The sequence below is a fragment of the Mesorhizobium sp. P160927 genome, assembly GCF_057766385.1.
In genome coordinates, this window is sequence record NZ_JBYMDW010000001.1 from 75,457 (window position 1) to 97,989 (window position 22,533).

The 22,533-nt window shown below is 63.9% G+C and carries 23 protein-coding genes; 12 read left to right on the forward strand and 11 right to left on the reverse strand.

Going from position 1 to position 22,533, the window contains the following annotated elements:
• Window positions 1-60: 60 nt before the first annotated feature.
• Window positions 61-2,514 (forward strand): EAL domain-containing protein, encoded by a 2,454-nt coding sequence (locus AC3CB8_RS00370; RefSeq protein ID WP_352566107.1) that lies wholly within the window; start codon window positions 61-63, stop codon window positions 2,512-2,514.
• A gap of 66 nt (window positions 2,515-2,580) precedes the next feature.
• On the opposite strand, the gene tlpA is transcribed toward AC3CB8_RS00370, so the two are convergent.
• A complete protein-coding gene (tlpA, locus tag AC3CB8_RS00375) occupies window positions 2,581-3,261 on the reverse strand; it encodes a thiol:disulfide interchange protein TlpA (protein WP_352566109.1) in 681 nt (226 codons plus the stop codon).
• Between the two features lie 35 nt (window positions 3,262-3,296).
• Here tlpA and argH point away from each other — a divergent pair, with 35 nt between their 5' ends.
• The 3 genes from argH to lysA all read left to right on the forward strand — a co-directional run bounded on the left by argH (window position 3,297) and on the right by lysA (window position 6,335).
• Window positions 3,297-4,697, forward strand: coding sequence for an argininosuccinate lyase (gene argH / locus AC3CB8_RS00380; protein WP_352566111.1), 1,401 nt, complete (start codon window positions 3,297-3,299; stop codon window positions 4,695-4,697).
• A 93-nt stretch (window positions 4,698-4,790) separates the two neighbouring features.
• Window positions 4,791-4,997: a lipoprotein gene (locus AC3CB8_RS00385; protein ID WP_023770782.1), complete on the forward strand. Its 207-nt coding sequence runs from the start codon at window positions 4,791-4,793 to the stop codon at window positions 4,995-4,997.
• A gap of 69 nt (window positions 4,998-5,066) precedes the next feature.
• Window positions 5,067-6,335: a diaminopimelate decarboxylase gene (lysA, locus tag AC3CB8_RS00390; protein ID WP_352596650.1), complete on the forward strand. Its 1,269-nt coding sequence runs from the start codon at window positions 5,067-5,069 to the stop codon at window positions 6,333-6,335.
• Between the two features lie 17 nt (window positions 6,336-6,352).
• On the opposite strand, the gene AC3CB8_RS00395 is transcribed toward lysA, so the two are convergent.
• Window positions 6,353-6,655 carry an ArsR/SmtB family transcription factor gene (locus AC3CB8_RS00395; protein WP_023770784.1) on the reverse strand — a complete coding sequence of 101 codons (303 nt, stop codon included), beginning with the start codon at window positions 6,653-6,655 and terminating at the stop codon, window positions 6,353-6,355.
• Window positions 6,656-6,705: 50 nt separating this feature from the next.
• Here AC3CB8_RS00395 and AC3CB8_RS00400 point away from each other — a divergent pair, with 50 nt between their 5' ends.
• On the forward strand, window positions 6,706-7,647 hold the full coding sequence (locus AC3CB8_RS00400; RefSeq protein ID WP_023770785.1) for a threonine/serine dehydratase: 942 nt from the start codon (window positions 6,706-6,708) through the stop codon (window positions 7,645-7,647).
• Window positions 7,648-7,859: 212 nt separating this feature from the next.
• The gene (locus AC3CB8_RS00405) at window positions 7,860-10,451 is read left to right on the forward strand and encodes a TIGR02302 family protein (protein ID WP_352566114.1); all 2,592 of its coding nucleotides are present in this window, start codon (window positions 7,860-7,862) and stop codon (window positions 10,449-10,451) included.
• Window positions 10,452-10,492: 41 nt separating this feature from the next.
• Here AC3CB8_RS00405 and AC3CB8_RS00410 read toward each other — a convergent pair whose 3' ends face one another.
• Window positions 10,493-11,350, reverse strand: a complete 858-nt coding sequence (locus AC3CB8_RS00410) for a LysR family transcriptional regulator (protein ID WP_015315538.1) — start codon at window positions 11,348-11,350, stop codon at window positions 10,493-10,495.
• 219 nt (window positions 11,351-11,569) lie between these two features.
• On the opposite strand from AC3CB8_RS00410, the gene AC3CB8_RS00415 reads away from it, so the two are divergent.
• Complete coding sequence (locus AC3CB8_RS00415) at window positions 11,570-12,517, forward strand: DMT family transporter (RefSeq protein WP_023770788.1); 948 nt, start codon at window positions 11,570-11,572, stop codon at window positions 12,515-12,517.
• On the opposite strand, the gene AC3CB8_RS00420 is transcribed toward AC3CB8_RS00415, so the two are convergent.
• The 3 genes from AC3CB8_RS00420 to AC3CB8_RS00430 form a co-directional block, all read right to left on the reverse strand.
• Entirely contained in the window at window positions 12,518-12,889 is a 372-nt protein-coding gene (locus AC3CB8_RS00420) for a response regulator (protein WP_023770789.1), read from the reverse strand. It lies immediately after the preceding gene.
• Window positions 12,890-13,008: 119 nt separating this feature from the next.
• The gene (gene hpt / locus AC3CB8_RS00425; protein ID WP_023770790.1) at window positions 13,009-13,551 is read right to left on the reverse strand and encodes a hypoxanthine phosphoribosyltransferase; all 543 of its coding nucleotides are present in this window, start codon (window positions 13,549-13,551) and stop codon (window positions 13,009-13,011) included.
• A 181-nt stretch (window positions 13,552-13,732) separates the two neighbouring features.
• The gene (locus AC3CB8_RS00430) at window positions 13,733-14,377 is read right to left on the reverse strand and encodes a hypothetical protein (protein WP_352566125.1); all 645 of its coding nucleotides are present in this window, start codon (window positions 14,375-14,377) and stop codon (window positions 13,733-13,735) included.
• A gap of 189 nt (window positions 14,378-14,566) precedes the next feature.
• Here AC3CB8_RS00430 and ftsE point away from each other — a divergent pair, with 189 nt between their 5' ends.
• The 3 genes from ftsE (at window position 14,567) to AC3CB8_RS00445 (ending at window position 17,040) form a co-directional block, all read left to right on the forward strand.
• Window positions 14,567-15,226, forward strand: a complete 660-nt coding sequence (ftsE, locus tag AC3CB8_RS00435; protein WP_010911739.1) for a cell division ATP-binding protein FtsE — start codon at window positions 14,567-14,569, stop codon at window positions 15,224-15,226.
• A complete protein-coding gene (locus tag AC3CB8_RS00440) occupies window positions 15,219-16,205 on the forward strand; it encodes a cell division protein FtsX (RefSeq protein ID WP_023770793.1) in 987 nt (328 codons plus the stop codon). Before ftsE ends, AC3CB8_RS00440 begins: the two co-directional genes overlap by 8 nt.
• A gap of 109 nt (window positions 16,206-16,314) precedes the next feature.
• A complete protein-coding gene (locus AC3CB8_RS00445) occupies window positions 16,315-17,040 on the forward strand; it encodes a YdcF family protein (RefSeq protein WP_023770794.1) in 726 nt (241 codons plus the stop codon).
• A 6-nt stretch (window positions 17,041-17,046) separates the two neighbouring features.
• On the opposite strand, the gene AC3CB8_RS00450 is transcribed toward AC3CB8_RS00445, so the two are convergent.
• From AC3CB8_RS00450 to AC3CB8_RS00460, 3 genes are read right to left on the reverse strand one after another with little or no spacing between them, the layout of a single operon-like run.
• Window positions 17,047-17,679: a pyridoxamine 5'-phosphate oxidase family protein gene (locus tag AC3CB8_RS00450; RefSeq protein ID WP_352566118.1), complete on the reverse strand. Its 633-nt coding sequence runs from the start codon at window positions 17,677-17,679 to the stop codon at window positions 17,047-17,049.
• 24 nt (window positions 17,680-17,703) lie between these two features.
• Window positions 17,704-18,174 carry a nuclear transport factor 2 family protein gene (locus tag AC3CB8_RS00455; protein ID WP_023770795.1) on the reverse strand — a complete coding sequence of 157 codons (471 nt, stop codon included), beginning with the start codon at window positions 18,172-18,174 and terminating at the stop codon, window positions 17,704-17,706.
• Between the two features lie 58 nt (window positions 18,175-18,232).
• Entirely contained in the window at window positions 18,233-18,784 is a 552-nt protein-coding gene (locus AC3CB8_RS00460; protein WP_352566120.1) for a carboxymuconolactone decarboxylase family protein, read from the reverse strand.
• 103 nt (window positions 18,785-18,887) lie between these two features.
• Here AC3CB8_RS00460 and AC3CB8_RS00465 point away from each other — a divergent pair, with 103 nt between their 5' ends.
• Both AC3CB8_RS00465 and AC3CB8_RS00470 read left to right on the forward strand, forming a co-directional pair.
• On the forward strand, window positions 18,888-19,793 hold the full coding sequence (locus AC3CB8_RS00465) for a LysR family transcriptional regulator (protein ID WP_023795030.1): 906 nt from the start codon (window positions 18,888-18,890) through the stop codon (window positions 19,791-19,793).
• Between the two features lie 78 nt (window positions 19,794-19,871).
• Complete coding sequence (locus tag AC3CB8_RS00470) at window positions 19,872-20,660, forward strand: lysophospholipid acyltransferase family protein (RefSeq protein WP_023783575.1); 789 nt, start codon at window positions 19,872-19,874, stop codon at window positions 20,658-20,660.
• A gap of 248 nt (window positions 20,661-20,908) precedes the next feature.
• Here the strand turns inward: AC3CB8_RS00470 and AC3CB8_RS00475 are convergent, their stop codons facing one another.
• Both AC3CB8_RS00475 and AC3CB8_RS00480 read right to left on the reverse strand, forming a co-directional pair.
• Window positions 20,909-21,856 carry an aldo/keto reductase gene (locus tag AC3CB8_RS00475; RefSeq protein ID WP_352565762.1) on the reverse strand — a complete coding sequence of 316 codons (948 nt, stop codon included), beginning with the start codon at window positions 21,854-21,856 and terminating at the stop codon, window positions 20,909-20,911.
• A 121-nt stretch (window positions 21,857-21,977) separates the two neighbouring features.
• Window positions 21,978-22,466 carry a gamma-glutamylcyclotransferase gene (locus AC3CB8_RS00480; protein ID WP_352565764.1) on the reverse strand — a complete coding sequence of 163 codons (489 nt, stop codon included), beginning with the start codon at window positions 22,464-22,466 and terminating at the stop codon, window positions 21,978-21,980.
• Window positions 22,467-22,533 lie beyond the last annotated feature (67 nt).

Below are 22,533 nucleotides of genomic sequence, written 5' to 3' on the forward strand. Positions count from 1 at the left end.
CAGCCAAGCATTAATCAGTCATGTTTCTTTCTTTATTTCCTGCGGGCTAGGGGGAATAAGATGCTGACGATCTATAATTGCATCGTGAACCAGCACGATCTGAGGCTGGTTGCTCTGGCAGCGCTGATTTGTGGAATTTCCTGTTTTTCAGCCGTCAATCTTCTTCATCACATAGGCCGCTCGACGGATCGAAATCGGCTTGCCTGGCTGACGATCGCCTCCACCTCGACCGGCTTCGGCATTTGGGCCACGCACTTCATCGCCATGCTTGCCTTCACGCCGGGAATACCCAACGCCTATGATCCCGGACTTTCAGTACTCTCGCTCGCTGGTGCGGTGGCGGTGACGGCGGTTGGCATGTGGGTCGCCACCTTGCGCGACGAGCTTGATTATCATCTGGTCGGCGGTGCCGTTCTGGGCGGCGGTATCGCGGCCATGCACTACATCGGCATGGCGGCATTCGAGGTCGAGGGCCGGATCGAATGGAACCTGCTCCTCGTCGCCGTCTCCTTGCTGGTCGGCGTGACGCTCGCGGCGCTGGCTTTGCGCGTCGTCCTGCGTGGCTCGTCGATGCCTGCGACACTTGCCGGTGCGGTCTTGCTGACGCTGGCAATCTGCGGCCTGCACTTCATAGCCATGGCTGCCGTCTCGATCTTCCCGGATTCCTCGATAGCCATATCCGAACACACCGTCGCACCGACCTCGCAGGCCTTCGCCGCCGCTGCGGCCACTCTGGTGATCCTGGTGCTTTCGGCCTCCGCGCTGTGGATCGACCTGCGCTTCCGCCGCCAAAAGCTTGAGGTCGACCGCATGCACGGCTTGGCCAACGCCGCGGTGGAAGGCCTGATCGTTTGCGACGGCAATCGCATCGTCAGTGTCAACGACAGCATGGCCAGGCTGACCGGCATGGTCGCAACGACACTGAACGGAAGGGAACTTGGCGACCTCTTTGATGAGCGCACCGCATCCGACCTGATCAACTTCCAGGGACAGCCGTGGGAGGCGGAACTGAGCAATCGCGACGGGATGAGAATCCCTGTCGAACTGATCGCCAGAAGCATCGACTATTGCGGCAAGCCCCACAATGTCGTGGCCGTCCGCGACATTCGCGAACGCAAGAAGGCGGAGCAGGAAATCCTTCGCCTCGCTCATTTCGATCCGCTGACGGGGCTCGCCAACCGCCGTAGCTTTTCCAGCCGGCTTGATACCGAAATCGCGACCACGAGCCGAGACGCAAAACCCGGCAAGGGCGCGAGGGGCGGACATCTTGCGCTTCTGCTGCTCGACCTCGATCGCTTCAAGGAAGTGAACGATCTTTATGGGCATGGCGCCGGCGACGCGATGCTTCAGAAGGTGGCGAATTGCGTCTCCGGCGTTCTTCGCCACGGACAGATGCTGGCGCGCCTTGGAGGCGACGAATTCGCCATCATCGCCCCCAACCTGCCCGACCCGCAGGCGGCGAGCCGGATAGCCGACGCGGTGCTCGCCGCGATGCGCGAGGAGAACCGGCTCTCGGCGGGTGGCGGGCTGGTATCGGGGAGCATCGGCATCGCGCTCTATCCGCTGGACGCGGAAGACCAAGCCAGCCTCATCAGTCATGCGGATACCGCGCTCTATCGCGCCAAGACCGAAGGCAGGGACACCTATCGCTATTTCGAGGCGTCGATGGGCGCCGAGGCTCGCGACAAGCGCGTCATGGAGCACGAACTGCGCCAGGCAGTCGCGCGCGACGAATTCTATCTCGTCTACCAGCCGCAGAAAGAGATCAGCAGCGGCAGGATGGTCGGCTTCGAAGCCTTGATCCGTTGGCGGCATCCCGAACGCGGCGATGTTCCCCCGTCCATATTCATTCCCCTGGCGGAGGACAGCGGCGCCATCGGCCAGATCGGAGATTGGGTGCTGACGGCAGCGTGCCAGGAGGCCGCCCGTTGGGAAAATCCCCTGACGGTGGCCGTCAACGTCTCCGCGGTGCAGTTGCACAATCCGAACTTCAGTCGAAAGGTGCACGAGACCTTGCTCAAGTCCGGTCTCGCGGCGGCCAGGCTGGAACTCGAAATCACCGAGACGGCGCTGGTGAAGGACATGCCGCGCGCGCTGGCGAGTTTGCGACAGGTCAAGGCGCTTGGCGTGCGCGTGGCCATGGATGATTTCGGAACCGGCTATTCCTCCCTCTCCAACCTTCGCGCCTTCCCTTTCGACAAGATCAAGATCGACGGTTCCTTCATCAAGTCCGTCGACACCAACGGCCAGGTTGCGGCGATCGTGCGCGCCGTGCTCGGGCTGGGGCGCGGCCTGGGCCTGCCGGTGCTGGCGGAGGGCGTCGAGACGCTCGGCGAGTTGAAGTTCCTCGACGCCGAGGCCTGTGAGATCGGCCAGGGCTATTATCTCGGCAAGCCGGCGCCGATCGAGGCGTTCGGGGACCTGACCGGCCACGGCAAGCGTGTTCGGGCGCGAGGCGCCGACCGCCAGGATGGCAGCCTCGTATTGCTCAAACCGAGCGTACGCTCGGCCTAGAGCTCCTTGTTTTTACGCAATTCCGGACGGAAAACCGTTACACACTTTTCCTGGAGTTGCTCCGGCTCACGACCCGAGCGCCGTCTCGACCAGCCGCTTTGCATCGGGCCCGGCCCATTCGGCCGGACCGTTCATGTGGGCGATCAGGCAGCCTTCGCCGTCGATCAGCATGGTGACGGGCAGGCCGAGCGCCAGACCGCGCGTCTTGAGGTCGTTGAACAGCGTCATCGTCGAATCGCGGTAGTAGCCGAGCGTGTGCACACCGGTATCGGCGAGAAACTTCTTCGGTTTCACGTCGTCGCCGGCATCGACGTTGACGGCGACGACCTGAAAGGCGGCGCTGCCTTTCTCCTTTTGCAGCGCATCGAGCGCCGGCATTTCGGCACGGCAGGGCGCGCACCACGTGGCCCAGAGATTGAGCAGCACCGTCTTGCCGGCATGATCGGCGATCGTCATCGGCTTGCCGTCCGGACCGTTGAAGGCGAGGCTCCTCATCGACTGCGGCGGATCGGCCGGCAAAAGTGCCGCGACCTCGCCGGTGGCCGCGGCCGCGACCTTCTTGGCGCGATCGCTCTTGGCGGCGCAGGCGACATCGTCCTTGCTGTCGCCTGCGGCTGCTTGGGGCGCGGCGTTGTTGCCAGACCGGCTCCCGCTGACATATACCCCGACCGCGCCGGCCAGCGCTCCCGCCACCAGGGCGGCGAGGATCAGGCGCGGGGCCGGGAAAAATCTGTTTCCGTCTGCCATTTTCTCAAAACTGCTCCGAAGCACGGGTTATAGCCATGAGCGACAAGAAGACCAGCAACCAGATGTGGGGCGGACGATTTGCCTCGGGTCCGGCCGCGATCATGGAAGCGATCAACGCGTCGATCTCGTTCGACCGCAAACTCTACGCGCAGGACATAAGAGGCTCGATCGCCCATAGCGAGATGCTGGCGCAAACGGGCATTATTTCGGCGGCCGATCAAGAAAAAATCGCTCACGGTCTGAACACGATCCTGAAAGAGATCGAAGCCGGCAGCTTCGAGTTTTCGGCGCGGCTGGAAGACATCCACATGAATGTCGAGGCCCGCCTTGCCGATCTGATCGGTCCGGCGGCCGGCCGCCTGCACACCGCCCGTTCGCGCAACGACCAGGTGGCCGTCGATCTGAGGCTCTGGGTCAAGGACGAATGCTTTCGTGTCGCCGAGGCGTTGAAAGGCTTGATCATGGCCCTCCTGGCGCGAGCCGAGGAACATGCGGCGACCGTCATGCCGGGTTTCACCCACATGCAGGCGGCGCAGCCGGTCACTTTCGGCCATCATTGCATGGCCTATGTCGAGATGTTTTCGCGCGACCTGTCGCGCGTGCGCGACGCGATCGAACGGATGGACGAGAGCCCGCTCGGTGCCGCCGCCCTTGCCGGCACCAGCTTCCCGATCGACCGCCACCAGACCGCGAGCGCGCTCGGTTTCCGCGAGCCGATGCGCAATTCGCTAGACAGCGTCTCGGACCGCGATTTCGCGCTGGAGTTCCTTGCCATGGCGGCGATCTGCGCCACCCATCTGTCGCGGCTGGCCGAGGAGATCATCATCTGGTCGACGCCGCAATTCGGCTTCATCAGGCTGTCGGATAGTTTTTCCACCGGCTCCTCGATCATGCCGCAGAAGAAGAACCCCGACGCCGCCGAACTGGTTCGCGGCAAGACAGGCCGCGTCAACGGCCATCTGGTCGGCCTGCTAACGGTGATGAAGGGCATGCCTTTGACCTACGGCAAGGACATGCAGGAAGACAAGGAATCGGTGTTCGACGCGGCCGAGACGCTCGACCTGATGCTGGCCGCGATGACCGGCATGGTTGCGGACATGACGGTCAATGCCGCCGCGATGAAGAAGGCCGCCGGCTCCGGCCATGCCACCGCCACCGATCTCGCCGACTGGCTGGTGCGCACTTTGGGCCTACCGTTCCGCGAGGCCCATCATGTCACCGGCCGCGCGGTGGCGCTGGCCGAAGACAAGAAGGTCAGCCTGGAAAAACTTTCGCTGGAGGATCTGCGATCGATCAACCCGGGCATCACTTCCGACATATTTTCGGTGCTGGCGGTGCAGAGCTCGGTCAAGAGCCGCACCAGCTTCGGCGGCACCGCACCGTCGGAAGTGAGAAAGCAGATCCGCTATTGGAAAAGGCGTCTCGCCAAAGCGTAACCCCGATTTCGCGATCAGCAATATCCGGGGTGCAATGCAACCAGAACTCGGCTAAAAGCAGCGGCGGACAGAGAGTTTCGGACGGATGGATCGATGACCGGAAGCAGGATTTTGGTGACGCTGACGCTGCTTGCGGCGCTTGCCTTCGTGACCGCCTGCGGCCGCAAGGCGGGCCTCGACACGCCCTACGAGGCGGCTGTCCAGGCACGCAAGGATGCCGAGAAGGCCCACCAGCCCGTGCCGCCGGAACCGGAAAAACCGGTCGTGGACAAGAAGTTCATTCTCGACCCGCTGATCTAGCTTCGATGAAGGCGGGATTGGTCTTTCCAAACCCGATCGCATCGTGCCTCAACTTCCGGAACCACTCTCGTGAACCATTTCGACTACCGCGACGGCGTGCTGCATGCCGAGGACGTGGCGATCCCTGATATTGCCGCACAGGTCGGCACGCCGTTCTACTGCTATTCGACGGCGACCCTGACCAGGCACTACCGTGTCTTCGTCCAGGCCTTTGCCGGGCTCGATACGCTGGTCTGCTACGCCATGAAGGCCAATTCCAACCAGGCGGTGCTGCGGACCTTGGCCAAGCTGGGCGCCGGTGCCGACGTGGTCTCGGAAGGCGAATTGCGCCGGGCTCTGGCCGCCGGCGTACCGGCCGGCAAGATCCTGTTCTCCGGCGTCGGCAAGACCGCGCGCGAAATGGACTTTGCGCTCGAAGCCGGCATTCTCTGCTTCAACGTCGAATCCGAGCCGGAACTCGAGCTGTTGTCGGCACGTGCCGTGGCGCTCGGCAAGGTGGCGCCGATCTCGCTGCGAATCAATCCCGATGTCGACGCCAAGACCCACAAGAAAATCTCAACCGGCAAGGCCGAGAACAAGTTCGGCATTCCCTGCCAGCGGGCGCGCCAGGTCTACGCCCGCGCGGCAACGCTTCCGGGCATCCGGATCACCGGCATCGATACCCATATCGGCAGCCAGATCACCGAGTTGCAGCCCTTCGACGACGCCTTCGCCCTGCTGGTCGACCTGGTCGGTGCGCTGCGCGGCGACGGCCACGCCATCGAGCATGTCGACCTCGGCGGCGGCCTCGGGATTCCCTACCGCATCGACAACAATCCGCCTCCCTTGCCCGACGCCTATGCCCAGATCGTCCGCAAGCACGTCACCAAATTGGGTCTGAAGGTCATGTTCGAGCCGGGTCGGCTGATCGTTGGCAATGCCGGCATCCTGGTGTCGGAAGTGATTTTCGTGAAGGAAGGCGACGCCAAGAATTTCCTCGTAGTCGACGCGGCCATGAATGACTTGATCCGGCCGACGCTCTACGATGCCTTCCATGAGATCAAGCCGGTCGTGCAGCCGCCGGCCGACGCGCCGCGCATGATGGTCGATGTGGTCGGCCAAGTCTGCGAGACCGGCGATTATCTCGGCCTCGACCGCGACCTGCCCCGGATGATGGCGGGCGACCTCGTCGCCGTTTCCACCGCCGGCGCCTATGGCGCGGTCCAGGCCGGCACCTACAACACCCGCCTGCTGGTGCCGGAGGTGCTGGTCGACGGCGACCGTTTCCATGTCGTGCGTCCGCGCCTGACCTATGACGAGCTGATCGGGCTGGATTCGGTGCCGGACTGGCTTGCGTAAGCCGCCCTGCCGCGACGCTATAACCGGTTCTGGATGAGTGCCCTTGCGTCGGCGATCCTGTCCTCGTCACGGCGGTAGAAGGTCCATTGCTTGATGCGCTTGGTTCTGAGCAGGCCGGCCTGGATGAGCACGCGCATATGCTCGGAAAGCGTCGCCTGAGTGATGCCGAGCTTCTCGGCGATCAGCAGAGCGCAGACGCCGTCCTCGACCAGATCGCCATCCGCCTGTGCCCGGAAATGCGCACGTGGATCCTTGAGCCAGTCGAGAACCTGCAGTCTGCGCTCGTTGGCGATCGCCTTGAAGATATCAACCTCTTGCATTTAGTCATTTTGCCAAGTTACTAATTGCTGTCAATCCCAAGGAGATTTTGATGTCGCAGGGCAACGTCGTCACACGCGCACGCATCGCCGCGATGGAACCGCGCATCCGCCCCTATATCAGGCATACACCGGTTCTGCGCGTCGACATGGCCGACTTCGACCTGCCGCCTTTGGCGGTCGACCTCAAGCTCGAATGCCTGCAGCATTCCGGCTCGTTCAAAGCCCGCGGCGCTTTCACCAACCTGTTGGAGCGGCCGGTTCCCGAGGCCGGGGTCGTCGCCGCATCGGGCGGCAATCATGGCGCCGCCGTCGCCTACGCCGCCATGCGGCTTGGCCACGGAGCGACCATCTTCGTTCCCGAAGTGAGCCCGCAGGCCAAGCTGGACCGCATCCGGGGCTATGGCGCCGACCTCGTTGTCGGCGGCGCCCGCTATGCCGAGGCGCTGGCTGCCAGCGAACGATTCGCGGGGGAAACCGGCGCCTTGCGGATCCACGCCTTCAACCAGGAGGAGACGCTGATCGGCCAGGGCACGCTCGGGCTCGAAATCGAAAGCGATCTGCCTGAGATCGACACGCTGCTGGTCGCCGTCGGCGGTGGCGGCCTGATCGGGGGGATCGCCGCCTGGTATGCCGGCCGCATCCGCATCGTCGCCGTAGAGCCCGAGGGCGCGCCGACCCTCCATCGCGCCTTCGAGGCCGGCCATCCGGTTGACGCGCCCGCGGAAGGCATCGCCGCCGATTCGCTGGCGCCGAAGCGCGTCGGCGAGATGATGTTCCCGATCGCCGAAGCCTTCGTCGAACGCTCCATCCTGGTCAGCGACGACGACATCATCGCCGCCCAGAAGGCGCTCTGGAACCGCGTGCGCATCATCTCGGAGCCGGGTGGTGCCGCCGCCTTCGCCGCGATCCTGTCGGGCCGTTACGCGCCGACACCGGGCGAACGGGTCGCCGTGCTGGTCTGTGGCGCCAACGCAGACCCCGCCAATTTCTGATTGCAACCATTTCGGCAGGCTTCACGTTCTTTCAAACTGCCTCGCCTTTGCCGTGTTTGCTGGTATTCTTCGAGTCGTGAGGCTTGGGCTATCCCGCCCGCCTCGCCGCATGATCGCGAAAAGTGGAATCCGAGTTTCGGAACAGATCATGCCCAAAGAGGTTGAGCCCATTGCGGTCCTTCTGGACGGAACAGGGCTCTAGGAAGGGGCCGATGACCGAACGACCCATCTTCAGCAGCGATCGCGGCCTGGCCGGACGCCTGGCCTTGAGCCGGCTGGCGACGCGGATCTCGATGGCGATCGAGCGTGGCTGGCCGCTGCTGCTTCCGCTCATTATCGTCGTCGGCCTGTTCCTGAGCGTCTCCTGGTTCGGTATTTTCCCCCGGCTGCCCGACGTGGTGCGGATCGGCCTTACCGCCATGTTCTGCCTGGCAGGTCTGGCGGCGCTTTATCCGCTGCGCTTTTTCCGCATCCCTGGCGCGGCCGAGATCGATCGCCGCATCGAAGCCGCCAACAGACTGCTGCACAGCCCCGTACAGGTGCAGAGCGACCGGCCCAGCGGCCAGGAAAGCAGTTTCTCGCAAGCGCTCTGGCGCGAGCACCAGAAGCGAATGGCTGGAAAGCTCGACAATCTCAGCGCCGATCTGCCGCGCACGCGCGTGCCGGAGCGCGACCCGTGGGGGTTGCGCGCCGTGGCGGCGCTCCTGCTGGTCACTGCCTTTGCCTTCTCCTTTGGGCCGACCGGCGGCCGGCTGGGCGATGGGTTCAGCGCACATGGGACGCTCGACACCGTACCGCCGCGCATCGACGCATGGGTGACGCCGCCGGCCTATACCGGCAAGCCTCCGATCTTCCTGACGGCCGACGCCAACCAGGCGACGCCGACCTTTCATGTCCCCGAGGGCAGCGACGTCTCCTTGCGCGTTACCGGAGGCTCGGGCGAGGAAACGCTCGCCTATGCCGACAAGGACGGCAATGCGCGCGCCATCGACCCCGCAAGCCCGCAAGCCGCCGCCAAACCGGCAGCAAGCCCGGCGGTGCCGTCCGCCTCGAAGGTGCGCCAGTTCGCCAGCAAGCTGACCGGCGACGGGACGATGACGCTGAAATCGGGGGAGGATCAGCTTGGCCGCTGGGCTTTCGCCGTGATCGCGGACAAGCCGCCGCAGATCCGCTTCGTCGGCGAGCCCAAGCGCGCCGCCAACGGCGCCTTCGAGCTCAACTATCAGATCGACGACGACTACGGCGCCGCCACCGCCAAGGCGGCCTTCGCGCTGGCCGACCCGCAGGCGCCGGGTGCGCATCCGCTCTACGGTCCGCCCGAAATGCCGCTGACACTGCCGCGCCGCGGCGGCAAGTCGAATGCCGCCAAGACCACGAAGGACCTGACCGAGCATGTCTGGGCCGGCAGCAGCATCAAGCTGACGCTGGTCGCCACCGACGACGCCGGCCACACCGCCTCAAGCGAAACCAAGACGCTCGTGATGCCCGAACGGCCCTTCGCCAACCCGCTGGCACGCGCGCTGATCGAACAGCGCCGCCTGCTTGCGCTCGACGCCAATGCCAAGCCGCGCGTGCTCGACCTGATGGAGGCCATCACGCTGCGGCCCGAAGACACGTTCGATACCATGTCCCACTACCTCGCCATCATGAGCGCGATGAGCCGGCTGAAGCTGGCGGTGAACGACGATCAATTGCGCAGCGAGGTTGCCTACCTCTGGGAGATCGCGCTTGGTATCGAGGAGGGCAACCTCTCGGCCGCCGAAAAGCGGCTGCGCCAGGCCCAGCAGGCCCTGCAGGATGCCATCAAGAATGGCGCCAGCGATGCCGAGATCGAGAAGGCGATGAAGGAACTTCGCGAGGCGATGAACCAGTTCCTGCAGGAATTCGCCGAACGCGCCAAGCAGAACCCGAACGCGCCGCAGATGCAGCAGAACGGCCAGGAGCTGCGCCAGAGCGACATCGACCGCATGATGGACCAGATCGAAAATCTGGCGAAGTCGGGCGCTCGCGACAAGGCCCAGCAATTGCTGTCTCAGTTGCAAGACATGATGAACAACCTCCAGGCCGGTCGCCAGCAGCAGGGGGGCGAGCAGGACAGCCAGATGCGTCAGCAGATGGATAAGCTTGGCGAGATCCTGCGGCGCCAGCAGGAGATGATGAACGACACCTTCCGCATGGATCAGATGCAGCGCGGCGAGCGCCAGCGCGGCCGCAACCGCGACGAGCAGCTTGGCCAGAACGATGAGCAAGGTCAATCGGGCGAAAACGGCAAGCCCGGCGAGAATGGCGAGCCAAAGCCGATGACGCCGCAGGAATTCGCCGATGCGCTGAAGCAGCTGCAGGAAGGCCAGGGCCAGCTGAAGAGCGATCTCGAGCAGCTGAAGAAAGGCCTGGAGGGCATGGGCATGGAGCCCAATGAAGGATTTGGCGAGGCCGGCAAGTCCATGGGCAGCGCCGAGCAGGCGCTTGGCGAGGGCCAGGGCGACGAGGCCGTCGGCCACCAGGGCCGGGCGCTCGAGGCGCTGCGCAAGGGCGCCAAGGACATGATGAAACAGATGCAGGCCATGCAGGGCGACCAGGGCGGCAGCCAGGAAGGCGGCCGCCAGCAGGATGCCGACCGTGACCCGCTCGGCCGGCCGCGCGCCAGCCAGGGTCCCGATTTCGGCGATTCGGTGAAAGTGCCCGACGAGATCGACGTGCAGCGCGCGCGCCAGATCCTGGAAGCGATCCGCAAGCGGCTCGGCAATGCGCTCAGCCCCGACATCGAGCGCAGCTATCTGGAACGGCTGCTGGAGCTGAAATAGGAAGCGGCGAGAGCGGCCAGCTTCATTTCCATGAAGCCGATCTACCTGTTGACGAACGCCTCGCGGATTGCCTCCTGCATGCCGTCGATTGCTTCGCCTGACGCATTCGGGTTGCGATGCATCACCACATTGGAGGAATCGATGTCGCCGAACCCGTCCGCGGACGTCAGCTCTCGGCAGTCCGCCGGAATGTTGCTGCGTGAGATCGGCGCGATCGCCAACCCTGAGGTGACGGCAAGCTTCAGGCCGCCATTGGTATCGCTTGTATAGGCGACGCGATAGGCAAGGCCGCGCTGCTCCAGCGATTTGATGGCGAAGTCCTTGCACCAGCCGGCGCGGTTGTAGAGCGCGATCGGCACCGGGCGCTCCTCATGCATGTGATGCAGGTTCGACGTCACCCAGACCGTCGGATCGTGCATCAGCACTTCGCCGCCGGATGGGTCCTGCCATTCGAACACCACGCATAGATCCAGCTCGCCGGCGGCGAGCGCCGCGATCTGCGCCTCCGAATGCGCGTAGCGCACGGTGACCTCGACCTTGGTGTGGCGCTTCGAAAATGCGCCGAGCGCGCGAGACAGGATGGCATGGCCATATTCCTCCGGAATGCCGATGCGCACCGGCCCACCGAGCGGCGCCGCCGCCATCGACGCCGCCGTTTCGTCGAGCAGCGAAACGATACGGCGGGCATTGACGATGAGTTCGCCGCCCCGCCGCGTCAGTGCGACGCCGCGTGAACCTCGCTCGAAAAGGCTGTCGCCGACCAGCTCTTCGAGCTTCTTCATCTGCATCGACACGGCCGATTGCGTGCGGCCGGCCTGCTCGGCGGCCCTCGTGAAATTGCCAGCCTCGGCGATGGCGACAAAGGTACGCAGGAGATCACTGTCGAGGGTTGGCCGCATGGCATCCATCATAAGCGGATTTGATCGCTGGCATCATTCCAATTCGTTTGCAACATGTCAAACGCCGAACGATAATCGCATCACCCATTGGAAATGCAGTCGCGAAATCGGCCGCGGACCAATCAAGAGTCCTCACTCGTGCCCGCTACCCGAAAACGGTGGCGGGTTCTTTTTGATCTGGTGAGGGTCGCCGGATCGGATGCGCGGGAGCCTGAACGGATGCAGAATAGGATGGTGGGCGGCATCCTGAGCCTGTGCCTGGGCGTGCTGGTCTTCTCGCTGCAGGATCCGCTCGTCAAAGCCGTGTCGAGCGGCTACCCGGTGACCGAGGTGATGGCGATCCGCTCGATCATAGCCTTGCCGATCCTGATCGTTCTGGTTCACGTCGATGTCGGGCTGCGGGCAATCCTGTCGAAACGGTTCGGCCTGCTGACGATACGCGCCTTCATCCAGTTCACCTCCTACACGGTCTATTACCTGGCCATCGCCGCCCTGCCGCTGGCCGACGCCGTGGCGCTTTATTTCATGGCGCCGCTCTGCATCATGGCGATGGCCGGCCCCTATCTCGGCGAGCGCGTTTCCTGGCAGACCCTGTCAACCGTGCTGATCGGCATGTTTGGCGTCCTGGTGATGCTGCGGCCCGGCGCAGGGCTGTTCGACTGGGCGGCCTTGCTGTCGCTGGGCTCGGCCGTGCTCTACGCCTTCTCGCAGCTGATGGCTCGCAAGATCGGCGATACCGAATCGTCCACTGTCATGGCCTTCTACCAGAACGGCGCCTATCTCGTCGGCGCGGCCGTCGTCGCCGGCACGTTTCACATTGCGGGCATAACCCACGCTGTCCACCCGAGCCTCGAATTCCTGGTGCGACCATGGATCTGGCCGACGCTGCCGGATTTCCTCAAGATGGCCGCCTGCGGTTTCGTCGCCGCAGCCGGCATGATCCTGCTCTCGCAAGGCTACCGGCTGGCGCCGGCCAACCGCGTCGCCACCTTCGAATACACCGGCATCCTGTGGTCGCCGCTGTGGGGTTTCCTGTTCTTCGCCGAGGTGCCCAGGTCAGCAACGGTGATCGGCGCGGCGCTTATCATCGGCGCCGGCCTGCTGGCGCTCAACACCGAGCGCCGCGCCAGCCCGGCACCGGCGCTTGTCGCCAGGGATCCAGCCTGATCAGGCGAAGCAGATCAGCGCGCGTTCGACGCGAGAACGGATCTCGGCCAGCGTGAAGGGCTTTTGCACGACATCGAGGATGATGCCGTTCAATTCCTCGGCGCGCTCGCGCTGGTCGGCATAGCCGGTCATCAGCATGATCTTCATCGCGGGAAAAAGCGCGGCTGCCGCAACCGCCATCTCGATGCCGTCCATCTCGGGCATGCGTATGTCGGAGACGACGAGATCGTAACCGCCTTTTGCGGCGCGGATCAGCGAAAGCCCCTGCGCGCCATCGGCGGCGATATCGATTGAGTGGCCGGCGCGTTCGAGCGCGCGGGCTGCGAGGGTGCGGACGGACTCATCGTCCTCGACGATCAAAAGCTTTGCCATGGCCGGCATATTTGGTGGCGAAACGTTGACTTTTCCTGAAAACCCCGGCGTTCGTCCACACTAATTTTCCTGCCACCGTTAAGGCCTTTTTCAGGATTCACCGGTGCGAGGCACTCGCCTTACACGTCGCCTTTCACCACACCCACGAACGGCAATTCACGGAAGGCATGCGCCACATCCATGCCATAGCCGACGACGAAATAATCGGGGCAGTCGAAGCCGACGTAATCGGCGTTGAGCGCGGTCTGGCGGCGCATGCGCTTGTCGAGCAGCACGGTGATGGAACAGCTTTTCGCGCCACGCGACAGCATCAGGTCGCGCGTGAAGCTTAGCGTCTTGCCCGATTCCAGAATGTCGTCGATCAACAGCACGTCGCGGCCGGCGACCTCGTTGTCGATGTCGCGCAGCACCCTCACCTCGCCGCTGGTTGTGCCGGCGCCATAACTGGAGATGAAGATGAACTCGACTTCCGGCGACAGGCCGACATCATGCATGGCGCGGATCAGGTCGGCGGCGAAGATGAACGAGCCTTTCAGCACCGAAATCACCAAGAGATCGTGATAATCGTGCCCGGCGATCTCCTTGGCGAGTTCGAGATTGCGCCGCGCGATCGCCGATGCCGAAAACAGGACTTCGATGTCCTTGCCGCGCACGTTTGGCATTTCTCGCCCTCTCCAGTTTTTTCCCAACGCCTTCACACCGAGCGTGTGATGGGATTCAGGTCAGGCCGAGCCGAAAGCGGTGGTTTCCGAGAACCGGAGCGGAGCGTACTTAAGTACGTGAGCACCGGAAGCGCGGGGAACCACCGTTTGCAGACCGGCTTCACCTGAATATCGACACACGCTATTCGGCGAAGGTGACCAAAACGGTCCTTACGCCGTTCTTAGGCACGTCGAGCCGGCTGGCAAAGCCGAATCTTTCGCCCGATGCCAGCGAATGGCCAGATGTCCCCAGCGTATAGCGGGTTGTTCGCCCGTCATTGCCCGTCACCCGGATTTCGAGTGGCGGCATTGTCGCCGGCCTCGTCCCATCATTGGCGGCCTCGCCGTCGACGAACAGCACCGGATTGGCGCCGGAGGCGTCGACGCGTGACGTCACGCCTGAAATGGTCAGCGCCGACGCTTGCGCGCCGGGCAGGAGCGGTGCCTGGCGCACCAGCGCATGACCGCCCGAGACCCAGAAGGCAGCAAGGGCGGCACCGATGCCGGCGATCCAGAAGATCGGACCGCCGCGCGAGGCCGGCGGCCGTTCCGCCGGCGTTTCCGGCTTGCGCAGCATGTCCATGCCTTCGATAGGCGGGGTGACAATCGCACGCGGCAGCGGCGAAACATTTTCGACTGGTGAGGCCGGCTGCGGCAACACCATATAATCCGCATCGATGATATCATCCGCCGGAGCGCGCAAGATCCGGTCAACCGCGGCAACTGCCGCGGGATCGGTCATGATTTCGCCGGAAACCGGGCGCGCGGTTCGTTCGTCAGCCATCACGGCCCCAGTATTGCGCATGTTCGCTTTTCGTTTCTTTTGCGTAAACACAAATGGTTAACGCTTCCCCACCGGAGCCCTCTTGAAGAGCCTAAACGAGCCAGGAATTAACCGCCGGTTAACCATGCCGGCCGATGGTCTTTTCACAAAACAGGCCGGTTCGCCGCGGCCAGGAAATTCAGGTCGTCGAAATTGATTCGCTTTGAAAATGTCGGCCTCCGCTATGGCATGGGTCCGGAAATCCTCCGCGACATCTCCCTGCACATACCGGAGCGCTCCTTCCAGTTCCTGAGCGGTCCTTCGGGTGCCGGCAAGACGACATTGCTGCGCCTTTTGTTCATGTCGCTGAAACCGACGCGTGGACTGATCACCATCTTCGGCAAGGACCGCTCGCGCATCTCACGCACCGAACTGCCGCATCTGCGCCGCCGCATCGGCGTGGTCTTCCAGGACTTTCGCCTGCTCGACCACATGACCACCTATGAGAATGTCGCGCTGCCGCTGCGCGTGCGCGGGCGCGAGGAAGCGAGCTACCGCACCGATGTCACCGAGTTGTTGAAATGGGTGGGGCTCGGCGAGCGCATGCATGTGCTGCCGCCGGTCCTGTCCGGCGGCGAGAAGCAGCGTGCCGCGATCGCGCGCGCCCTGATCGAGCAGCCGGAGATCCTGCTCGCCGACGAGCCGACCGGCAATGTCGATCCGCCGCTGGCGCGGCGGCTGCTGCGGCTGTTCATCGAGCTCAACCGGCTTGGTACCGCCGTTGTGATCGCCACGCACGACCTGGGCCTGATGGAGCAGGTCGACGCGCGCCGCATGATCTTGGCCGGCGGAAGGCTTGATATCTATGACTGAGCAGTCGGCCGACCATTTCGAGGAGCAGGATGGCGAGGCGGTGGAGGCGAGGCCGCGCGCACAACGCAAGATGGCGCCGATCGTGCCGGCTCAGAACATTGCCGGCCGCGCGCTGGTGCTGGTCATCGCCATCATGACTTTCCTGTCCTGCCTGACCTTCGGCGCGGTGACACTGGTGCGCGACACAGCCTCGGTTTGGGAAAACCAGATCTCGCGCGAGGCGACGATCCAGATCAAGCCGGCCGACGGCCTCGACATGGAAGCGGCGCTTACCCAGGCTTCGCGGATCGCTGGCGAGTTCCCTGGCGTGAAGGCCACCCGGATCATCGACCGCGAAGCGACCGCGAGACTGCTGGAGCCCTGGCTGGGTTCGGGCCTCAACATCGACGACCTGCCGGTGCCGCGCCTCATCATCGTCACCATCGATGAGAGCAGCCCGCCGGACTTCGCCGCCATGCGCGCCGCGATCACGCCGAAACTGCCGAGTGCATCGCTCGACGACCACCGCACCTGGGTCGACCGGCTGGTGGCCATGGCCCGTACCACGGTGACCATAGGCGTCGCCGTTCTGGCCCTGATGCTGTCGGCGACGGTGCTGACCGTGGTGTTCGCGACCCGTGGGGCCATGGACGGCAACGGCCACATCATCGAGGTGCTGCATTTCGTCGGCGCCGAGGCGCGCTTCATCGCACGCGAATTCCGCCGGCATTTCCTGGTCACCGGCATGAAGGGCGCGGCCGCCGGCGGGGCGGCGGCGGTGCTCGTCTTCATCGTCTTCTCCTGGTGGTCGTCACGCAACATGGCAACCCCGCAGGCCGATCAGGCAACCGCCTTGTTCGGTAACTTCGCCATCGGTTCGGCTGGTTACGCAGGTGTCGTCCTGATGGTGCTGGTGATCGGCGCGCTGACGGCGGCAACCTCGCACGTCACCGTCGTTGCCTATCTCAGCGACATCGACGTTCGCCAGCCCGATGCATGAAAGGACCTCGTCCTGGCTTGGATGGAAACAGGGCGATCACGGATAGAGAATTCGCGTAACGCAAAGTGCGTCTTTTACCTATCAAGGGCCGCATTTGAGGATTAACTACATGATCATGGATGTGCGGGACTCGACCGGGACGGCTGGACAGCTGCCAGTGGTGGTTGACCGTTGGCGCGGCCTTGGCAGGGTTAGCCATCTAAGGACCGCCCTTCGCTTCTCCGCTCTCTCCCTGCTTGTGCTTGCAACAGTGTTCGCTGGCGGCTTTGGCTGGTTCGCCAGCAAGGTCAGTCATCTGACCACGCCCGCCAACCCGGCCAAGGCCGACGCCATCATCGTGCTGACCGGCGGCCAGTCGCGCCTCGACGCCGCGATGGAGCTGCTCGCATCCGGCAAGGGCGAGCGGCTCTTGATCAGCGGCGTGCACCCCTCGGCCAGCCGGCGCCAGCTTCAGGCGGCGACCGGCGGCGACAAGAAACTGTTTTCCTGCTGCGTCGACATCGATCGCGCCGCGCTCGACACGATCGGCAATGCCGAGGAAAGCGCCAAATGGGTGGAAAACCATGCCTATGGCACGGTGATCCTGGTCACCAACAATTATCACATGCCGCGCAGCCTTTTGGAGATGGGCCGGCTGCTGCATGGCGCCAAGCTCGAACCCTACCCGGTGGTCAATTCCAACCTGGATAATGGCAGTTGGCTGACCAAGCCGCGGGCCGTGCGCGTGCTGTTCACCGAATACACCAAGTATCTGCTGGCGCTGGCTCGCGGGTTTATCCCGGTGAAACCGACGCCCGAGGGAATCGCGCTGGCCGAGACCGCCGCCGGCGGCTGAGCCGCGTCACTGCTTGGCGACAGCCCCTGAAACGCCCTTGAGGCGCGCGATCTCTCGTTCAAGGTCTTGGATGCGCCGGTCGCGCTCGCCAAGCGCGGCTGCCACATCAGCCGCCTCGAAGCGCTGCGGTATATGTTGCGGGCAATTGGCATCCCATGCCGAGACGGTGAACAGGATGATCTGCTCGGGACGCGCCTTGTAGTCCGGCGGCATCAGCCTCGCCGTCAACTCGGCATCGTTCTCGACAACGCGCGCCGTACCCCAGATCTTGATGCGCTGGCGCATCATGTAGTCGATCAGGAACAGGAAGGCCCTCGGATTGTCGGCCAGATTGCCCTGCGTGATGAATTGCTTGTTGCCGGAGAAATCCGCGAAGCCGATCGTCTTTTCGTCGAGTACCTTGAGAAAGCCAGCAGGCCCGCCGCGGTGCTGGATGTAGGGCTGGCCATCGCCATTGGCCGTCGACAGGAAGATGCTGGTCTGCATTTCGATGAACGCGGCAAGGTCCGGTGTGATCGCCGACTGCCAGCCGCCGCGCTCCTCGACGCGGGCGTAGGACTGGCGCGAGCCCTTGCGCGCCTGGATCGCCTTCACCGTCGGCGTGAAGGCGACATCGCTGGTAAAAGCGTGTGCGTTCATCGAAACCTCCTTGCAGGAATGCTTCTAAAGACCGAGCTCCGACAAGGTCGGATGGTCGTCCGGCCGCCGGCCGAGCGGCCAGTGATATTTGCGCTCGGCTTCGGCGATCGGCAGGTCGTTGATGCTGGCGATGCGTAGCCGCATCAGCCCGTGCTCGTCGAACTCCCAGTTCTCGTTGCCGTAGCTGCGGAACCATGAGCCGCTGTCGTCGCGCCATTCATAGGCGAAGCGCACGGCGATGCGGTTGCCGTGGAAGGCCCAGACCTCCTTGATGAGCCGGTAGTCGAGCTCGCGGCTCCATTTGCGCGTCAGGAACGCCTGGATGGCATCGCGGCCCTGCAGGAACTCGGCGCGGTTGCGCCAGCGGCTGTCCGCCGTATAGGCGAGAGCCACCCGCGCCGGATCGCGCGAGTTCCAGGCATCCTCGGCCATGCGCGCTTTCTGGGCTGACGTCTCGGCGGTGAAAGGTGGAAGCGGCGGGCGGCTCTCAGACATGGGATTCCTCTGCGGCATGAAGGTGGGGACCGGCGGGCACCGCCGCTCCTATCCGGATTCAGGCAACATCGCGGGCGGAAACAACCGGAAAATCGATCTCGGTCTGGGCAACCTCATTGATATAGTTGGTCCAGACGTTCAGGGCGACATGCTGGACAATCTCGATGATCTCTCCGTCGTCATAGCCCGCGAGCCTGACAGCGGCGATATCGTCCTGGGCGACATGTCCGCGGCTTTGCGCAATCCGGGCGGCAAAACGCACCGCCGCGGCTGCCTTGGGATCCAGGGAGCCGCCATGGCGATTGGCCATCATCTCGGCATCATCGAGGCTTGCTAGCGTCTTGCCGAGATAGGTGTGCGCGCACAGACAGTAGTTGCACCCATTGATTTCGGCGATCGCCAGCGCGATGCGCTCTCGCGTCGGCGCCGGAAGCCGGCCCTTGGCAAGCGCTCCCATCATGCCGAGATAGCCATCCAACGCCGCCGGACTGTTGGCGACCATCCGAAACAGGTTCGGCACGACACCAAGCTGTCTTTCCACCGCTTGCAGCATGGGCTGCGCGGCGGCGGGAGCGGCAGCGATAGACGAAGGCGTAGCGATGCGGGGCATGGAGATTTCCTGGTTGAGGTGTGCCCCCACTATATGCAGCCTTCCATCTTGCGGATGTAGATGCCATATCTGCAATCAACCCTTCCATTTTCTGGAACAAATGATGGATCGCCTCGAAGCCATGTCTCTTTTCGTCGCGGCGGCGGAAGGCGGCAGCCTTTCCGCCGCCGCGCGCCGTTCGGACGTTCCCCTGGCAACAGTCAGCCGCAAGGTCTCCGACCTGGAGCGGCACCTGAAGACACGCCTGTTGAACCGCTCGACGCGGCGGCTGACACTGACCGACGCTGGCCATGCCTATCTCGCTGCCTGCCGCCGCATCCTCGACGAGGTCGGCGACGCCGAACGCGCCGCCGGCGGCGAATACAGCGCCCCGACAGGGGAATTGATCATCACCGCGCCAATCGTCTTCGGCCGTCTTCACGTGCTACCGGTCGTCACCGACTTCCTCGCCGCCTATCCCCTGGTGGATATCCGCCTGACGCTCGGCGACAGGATAAGCCAGTTGGCCGAGGATCATATCGACCTCGCCGTCCGTATCGGCAGGCTGCCGGATTCGCGCATGGTCGCCATCAGGGTCGGTTCGATCGGTCACGTTGTCTGCGCAAGCCCTGCCTATCTGGCCGGACGCGGCATTCCAGAAACTCCCGGAGATCTCGAAACGCACAGCTGCATTACCTTCGAGGGCCTTGGCTCGCTCGCCACCTGGACCTTCACCGTGGACAAGGCTGATTGTGTCGTGCCGGTCCGATCAAGGCTCCGGGTCAACACCGCCGAGGCGGCGATTGATGCGGCGATCGCCGGTGTCGGACTGACGCGGGTGCTTTCCTACCAGATCGTCGCCGCCGCACGCTCGGGAACACTGCGCCCCGTGCTCGGGGATTTCGAACCCGAGCCTTGGCCGGTAAACCTGGTGCATGCGGGCCAGGGCCGGCTGCCGGTGAAACTGCGCGCCTTCCTCGACTTCGCCGCCCCGCGCCTGAGGGAACGCCTGGCGCAGGCGACCTGGTAGGACGGGGCAGTATCGCACCGTTTCCTTTTTCTCCGCGCTTGGTGTAACCAACGCACACTTCCTCACCGGACCCTCCCCATGCTCTATGTCCGATCGCTGGCCTTCAATTTCGTCTTCTACGTCAATCTGATCGTCCAGATGATCCTCTGGACCCCGTACTATTTCCTGTCGCCCCGCCACCGCGCCTGGTTCGTGCCGAAATTCTGGTCGCGCACCTCGATGTGGCTCTATGACAAGATCGCCGGCACCAAAAACGACATCACCGGGCAGGAAAACCTGCCCGAGGGTTCCTTCATCCTGGCGCCCAAGCACCAGTCGTTCTGGGACGCCATCGCCTTCTTTCCTTTCCTCCAGGACCCGCTCTACATCCTCAAGCGCGAGCTGACCTGGATCCCCTTCTTCGGCTGGTACATCTTGAAGATGCGGATGATCCCGGTGCATCGTGGCAGCCGCTCCAAGGCCTTGAAGGCCGTGGTCGCGGCGACCAAGGAAGAAATGGCGCGCAACCCGCGCCAGCTAATCATCTATCCGGAGGGCACGCGCCGGGCGCCGGGCGACGAGCCGGCCTACAAATACGGCATCGTCGAAATCTATTCGCAGCTTGGCGTTCCGGTCGTGCCGGTCGCCCATGTCGCTGGCCTCTATTGGCCGCGCCGCAAGTTCCTGCGCTATCCCGGCACCGTCAAGGCGCGCTTCCTGCGGCCTATACCGCCTGGCCTGGGCAAGGACGAGTTCATGGCGCGGCTGATCGGTGAGACCGAGGCTGCCTGCGACCAGCTTCTCCTCGAGGCATCCCGCGCATCCAACCCGCCGGTCCTGCCGCCAACGGCGGTGAAGCGGCTTCGGGAGCTCGGCGCGGAGGCCTGAAGCCTTCTGACCACGGGCCGTGAGCTGTACACCGCCAGCACCGTGGTAACGCTTATCGTCGCCGGTTCCGGGCTGCCCATGACGACAGTGGCGGCCAACAACAGCGTGAGCAATTGCCGCCAAAGCTCCGGCTGCGAGACAAACGGTCCGGCCATCTGATCCTCCGCCCTGAGCCCCATTGCCAAGGACGGTATGGCAGCAGATGAGGACCGTCTTGGACGTTCCTGCGTGCGGCGCCGGCGGTAGCCTCAGGCGCTGGCTTTGTCGAGTTCGGCCATGTCGTCCGCGGACAGCTTCAGCGACGCCGCGCGGATCAGGCTGTCCATCTGCTCAGGCTTGGTCGCACTGGCGATTGGCGCGGTGACGCCGGGCCGCGCGATAACCCACGCAAGCGCCACTTCCGCCTGTTTGGCCGAATGCCTCGCCGACACCGCGTCCAGCGCCGCCAGGATGCGCATGCCACGCGCATTGAGGTAGTCTTTTACCCCGCCGCCGCGCTCGCTTTGGCCGAGATCGGCCTCGCTGCGATACTTGCCGCTGAGAAATCCCTTGGCCAGGCTGAAATAGGTGATGACGCCGATATCCTCCGCCACGCAGAGATCGCGCAGCGGGCCATCGAAGGAGGAGCGGTCATAGAGATTGTATTCCGGCTGCAGCACCTCATAGCGCGGCAGGCCGCGCAGGCTTGCCACGTCAAGTGCCGCGCGCAACTGGCCGGCGTCGAGGTTGGAACAGCCGGCATAGCGGATCTTGCCCTTGGCGAGCAGTTTCTCATAGGCGCCGAGGGTTTCCTCATAGGGCGTGGTCGGATCCGGCCAGTGCGACAGGTAAAGGTCGATGAACTCGGTCTGCAACCGCTTCAGCGATACATCGACGGCCTTTTCGATATAGGCGGCCGACAGGTCCTTGTGGCCCTGCCCCATGTCCGAGCCGACCTTGGTGATCACCACGACCTTGTCGCGATTGCCACGATCCTTCATCCATTTGCCGATGATGGTTTCCGATTCACCGCCCTTGTTGCCGGGAACCCAGCGCGAATAGGCGTCGGCCGTGTCGATGGCATTGAGGCCAGCCCCTACAAAGCGATCGAGCAGATCGAAAGAAGTCTTCTCATCGGCGGTCCAGCCGAAAACATTGCCACCCAGAACCAGCGGCGCGATGGAAAGGTCGGTGCGACCGAGACGGCGTTTCTGCAAGACGGATCTCCGTGATGATTGGGACCGGGCGGATGCCGCCCGCTGGCTGGGTTCGGAGCCTAACCTAGGTCTTGCCGCATCGAGGTCAAAGGCCTGGCCACCTTTTCCGCGGAGCCAGGCTTCACAAAGTCGCTATCCGCTGCGCCACGTCCTCCAGCCAGTGGTCGCGAATCTCAAGCGCCTCGTTGTCGCCGGATCGGCCGACCGCGCCGCGCACCACGGCCGCCGCATCCGCCGCGTCCAGCGCGCCCGCATATTGCTCGTTCTTGCGGTCGACGATGTAGGCCACGGCTTCCACCGCGCCACCGCCGTCGAGGCGAACCTTGAGCGTCCGCTCGAGATAGACGCTGGTGACGAGTTCGCGCTCGCGCAGATAGGCAATGACCTCGTCGCGCAATTCGCCAGGCACGCGGTACGCGAGGCCGACGCAGGAGCCGCCATGGTCGAGGCCAAGCACCAGTCCGGGCCGCTGGCGTGTGCCGCGATGGACGAAGGAATAGACGCAGAGCGAGCGGCGATAGCCGTTCAGACGGGCGCGTCGTGTCTCGACATGAGCGAAACCCGGCCGCCAGATCAGCGAACCGTAGCCGAACACCCAAAAATCGCCCATATCACCGCGCCTGATTGTTAAAGAATGGCAGCACCGCACCGGTAACCGGTGTTTTTTCCATCCATCT

Coding starts and splice junctions, on each gene's coding strand:
- AC3CB8_RS00370 (WP_352566107.1), top strand. CDS start 61: ATGCTGACGATCTATAATTGCATCGTGAACCAGCACGATCTGAGGCTG.
- tlpA (WP_352566109.1), bottom strand. CDS start 3,261: ATGGCAGACGGAAACAGATTTTTCCCGGCCCCGCGCCTGATCCTCGCC.
- argH (WP_352566111.1), top strand. CDS start 3,297: ATGAGCGACAAGAAGACCAGCAACCAGATGTGGGGCGGACGATTTGCC.
- AC3CB8_RS00385 (WP_023770782.1), top strand. CDS start 4,791: ATGACCGGAAGCAGGATTTTGGTGACGCTGACGCTGCTTGCGGCGCTT.
- AC3CB8_RS00395 (WP_023770784.1), bottom strand. CDS start 6,655: ATGCAAGAGGTTGATATCTTCAAGGCGATCGCCAACGAGCGCAGACTG.
- AC3CB8_RS00400 (WP_023770785.1), top strand. CDS start 6,706: ATGTCGCAGGGCAACGTCGTCACACGCGCACGCATCGCCGCGATGGAA.
- AC3CB8_RS00405 (WP_352566114.1), top strand. CDS start 7,860: ATGACCGAACGACCCATCTTCAGCAGCGATCGCGGCCTGGCCGGACGC.
- AC3CB8_RS00410 (WP_015315538.1), bottom strand. CDS start 11,350: ATGCGGCCAACCCTCGACAGTGATCTCCTGCGTACCTTTGTCGCCATC.
- AC3CB8_RS00415 (WP_023770788.1), top strand. CDS start 11,570: ATGCAGAATAGGATGGTGGGCGGCATCCTGAGCCTGTGCCTGGGCGTG.
- AC3CB8_RS00420 (WP_023770789.1), bottom strand. CDS start 12,889: ATGGCAAAGCTTTTGATCGTCGAGGACGATGAGTCCGTCCGCACCCTC.
- hpt (WP_023770790.1), bottom strand. CDS start 13,551: ATGCCAAACGTGCGCGGCAAGGACATCGAAGTCCTGTTTTCGGCATCG.
- AC3CB8_RS00440 (WP_023770793.1), top strand. CDS start 15,219: ATGACTGAGCAGTCGGCCGACCATTTCGAGGAGCAGGATGGCGAGGCG.
- AC3CB8_RS00445 (WP_023770794.1), top strand. CDS start 16,315: ATGATCATGGATGTGCGGGACTCGACCGGGACGGCTGGACAGCTGCCA.
- AC3CB8_RS00450 (WP_352566118.1), bottom strand. CDS start 17,679: ATGAACGCACACGCTTTTACCAGCGATGTCGCCTTCACGCCGACGGTG.
- AC3CB8_RS00455 (WP_023770795.1), bottom strand. CDS start 18,174: ATGTCTGAGAGCCGCCCGCCGCTTCCACCTTTCACCGCCGAGACGTCA.
- AC3CB8_RS00460 (WP_352566120.1), bottom strand. CDS start 18,784: ATGCCCCGCATCGCTACGCCTTCGTCTATCGCTGCCGCTCCCGCCGCC.
- AC3CB8_RS00465 (WP_023795030.1), top strand. CDS start 18,888: ATGGATCGCCTCGAAGCCATGTCTCTTTTCGTCGCGGCGGCGGAAGGC.
- AC3CB8_RS00470 (WP_023783575.1), top strand. CDS start 19,872: ATGCTCTATGTCCGATCGCTGGCCTTCAATTTCGTCTTCTACGTCAAT.
- AC3CB8_RS00480 (WP_352565764.1), bottom strand. CDS start 22,466: ATGGGCGATTTTTGGGTGTTCGGCTACGGTTCGCTGATCTGGCGGCCG.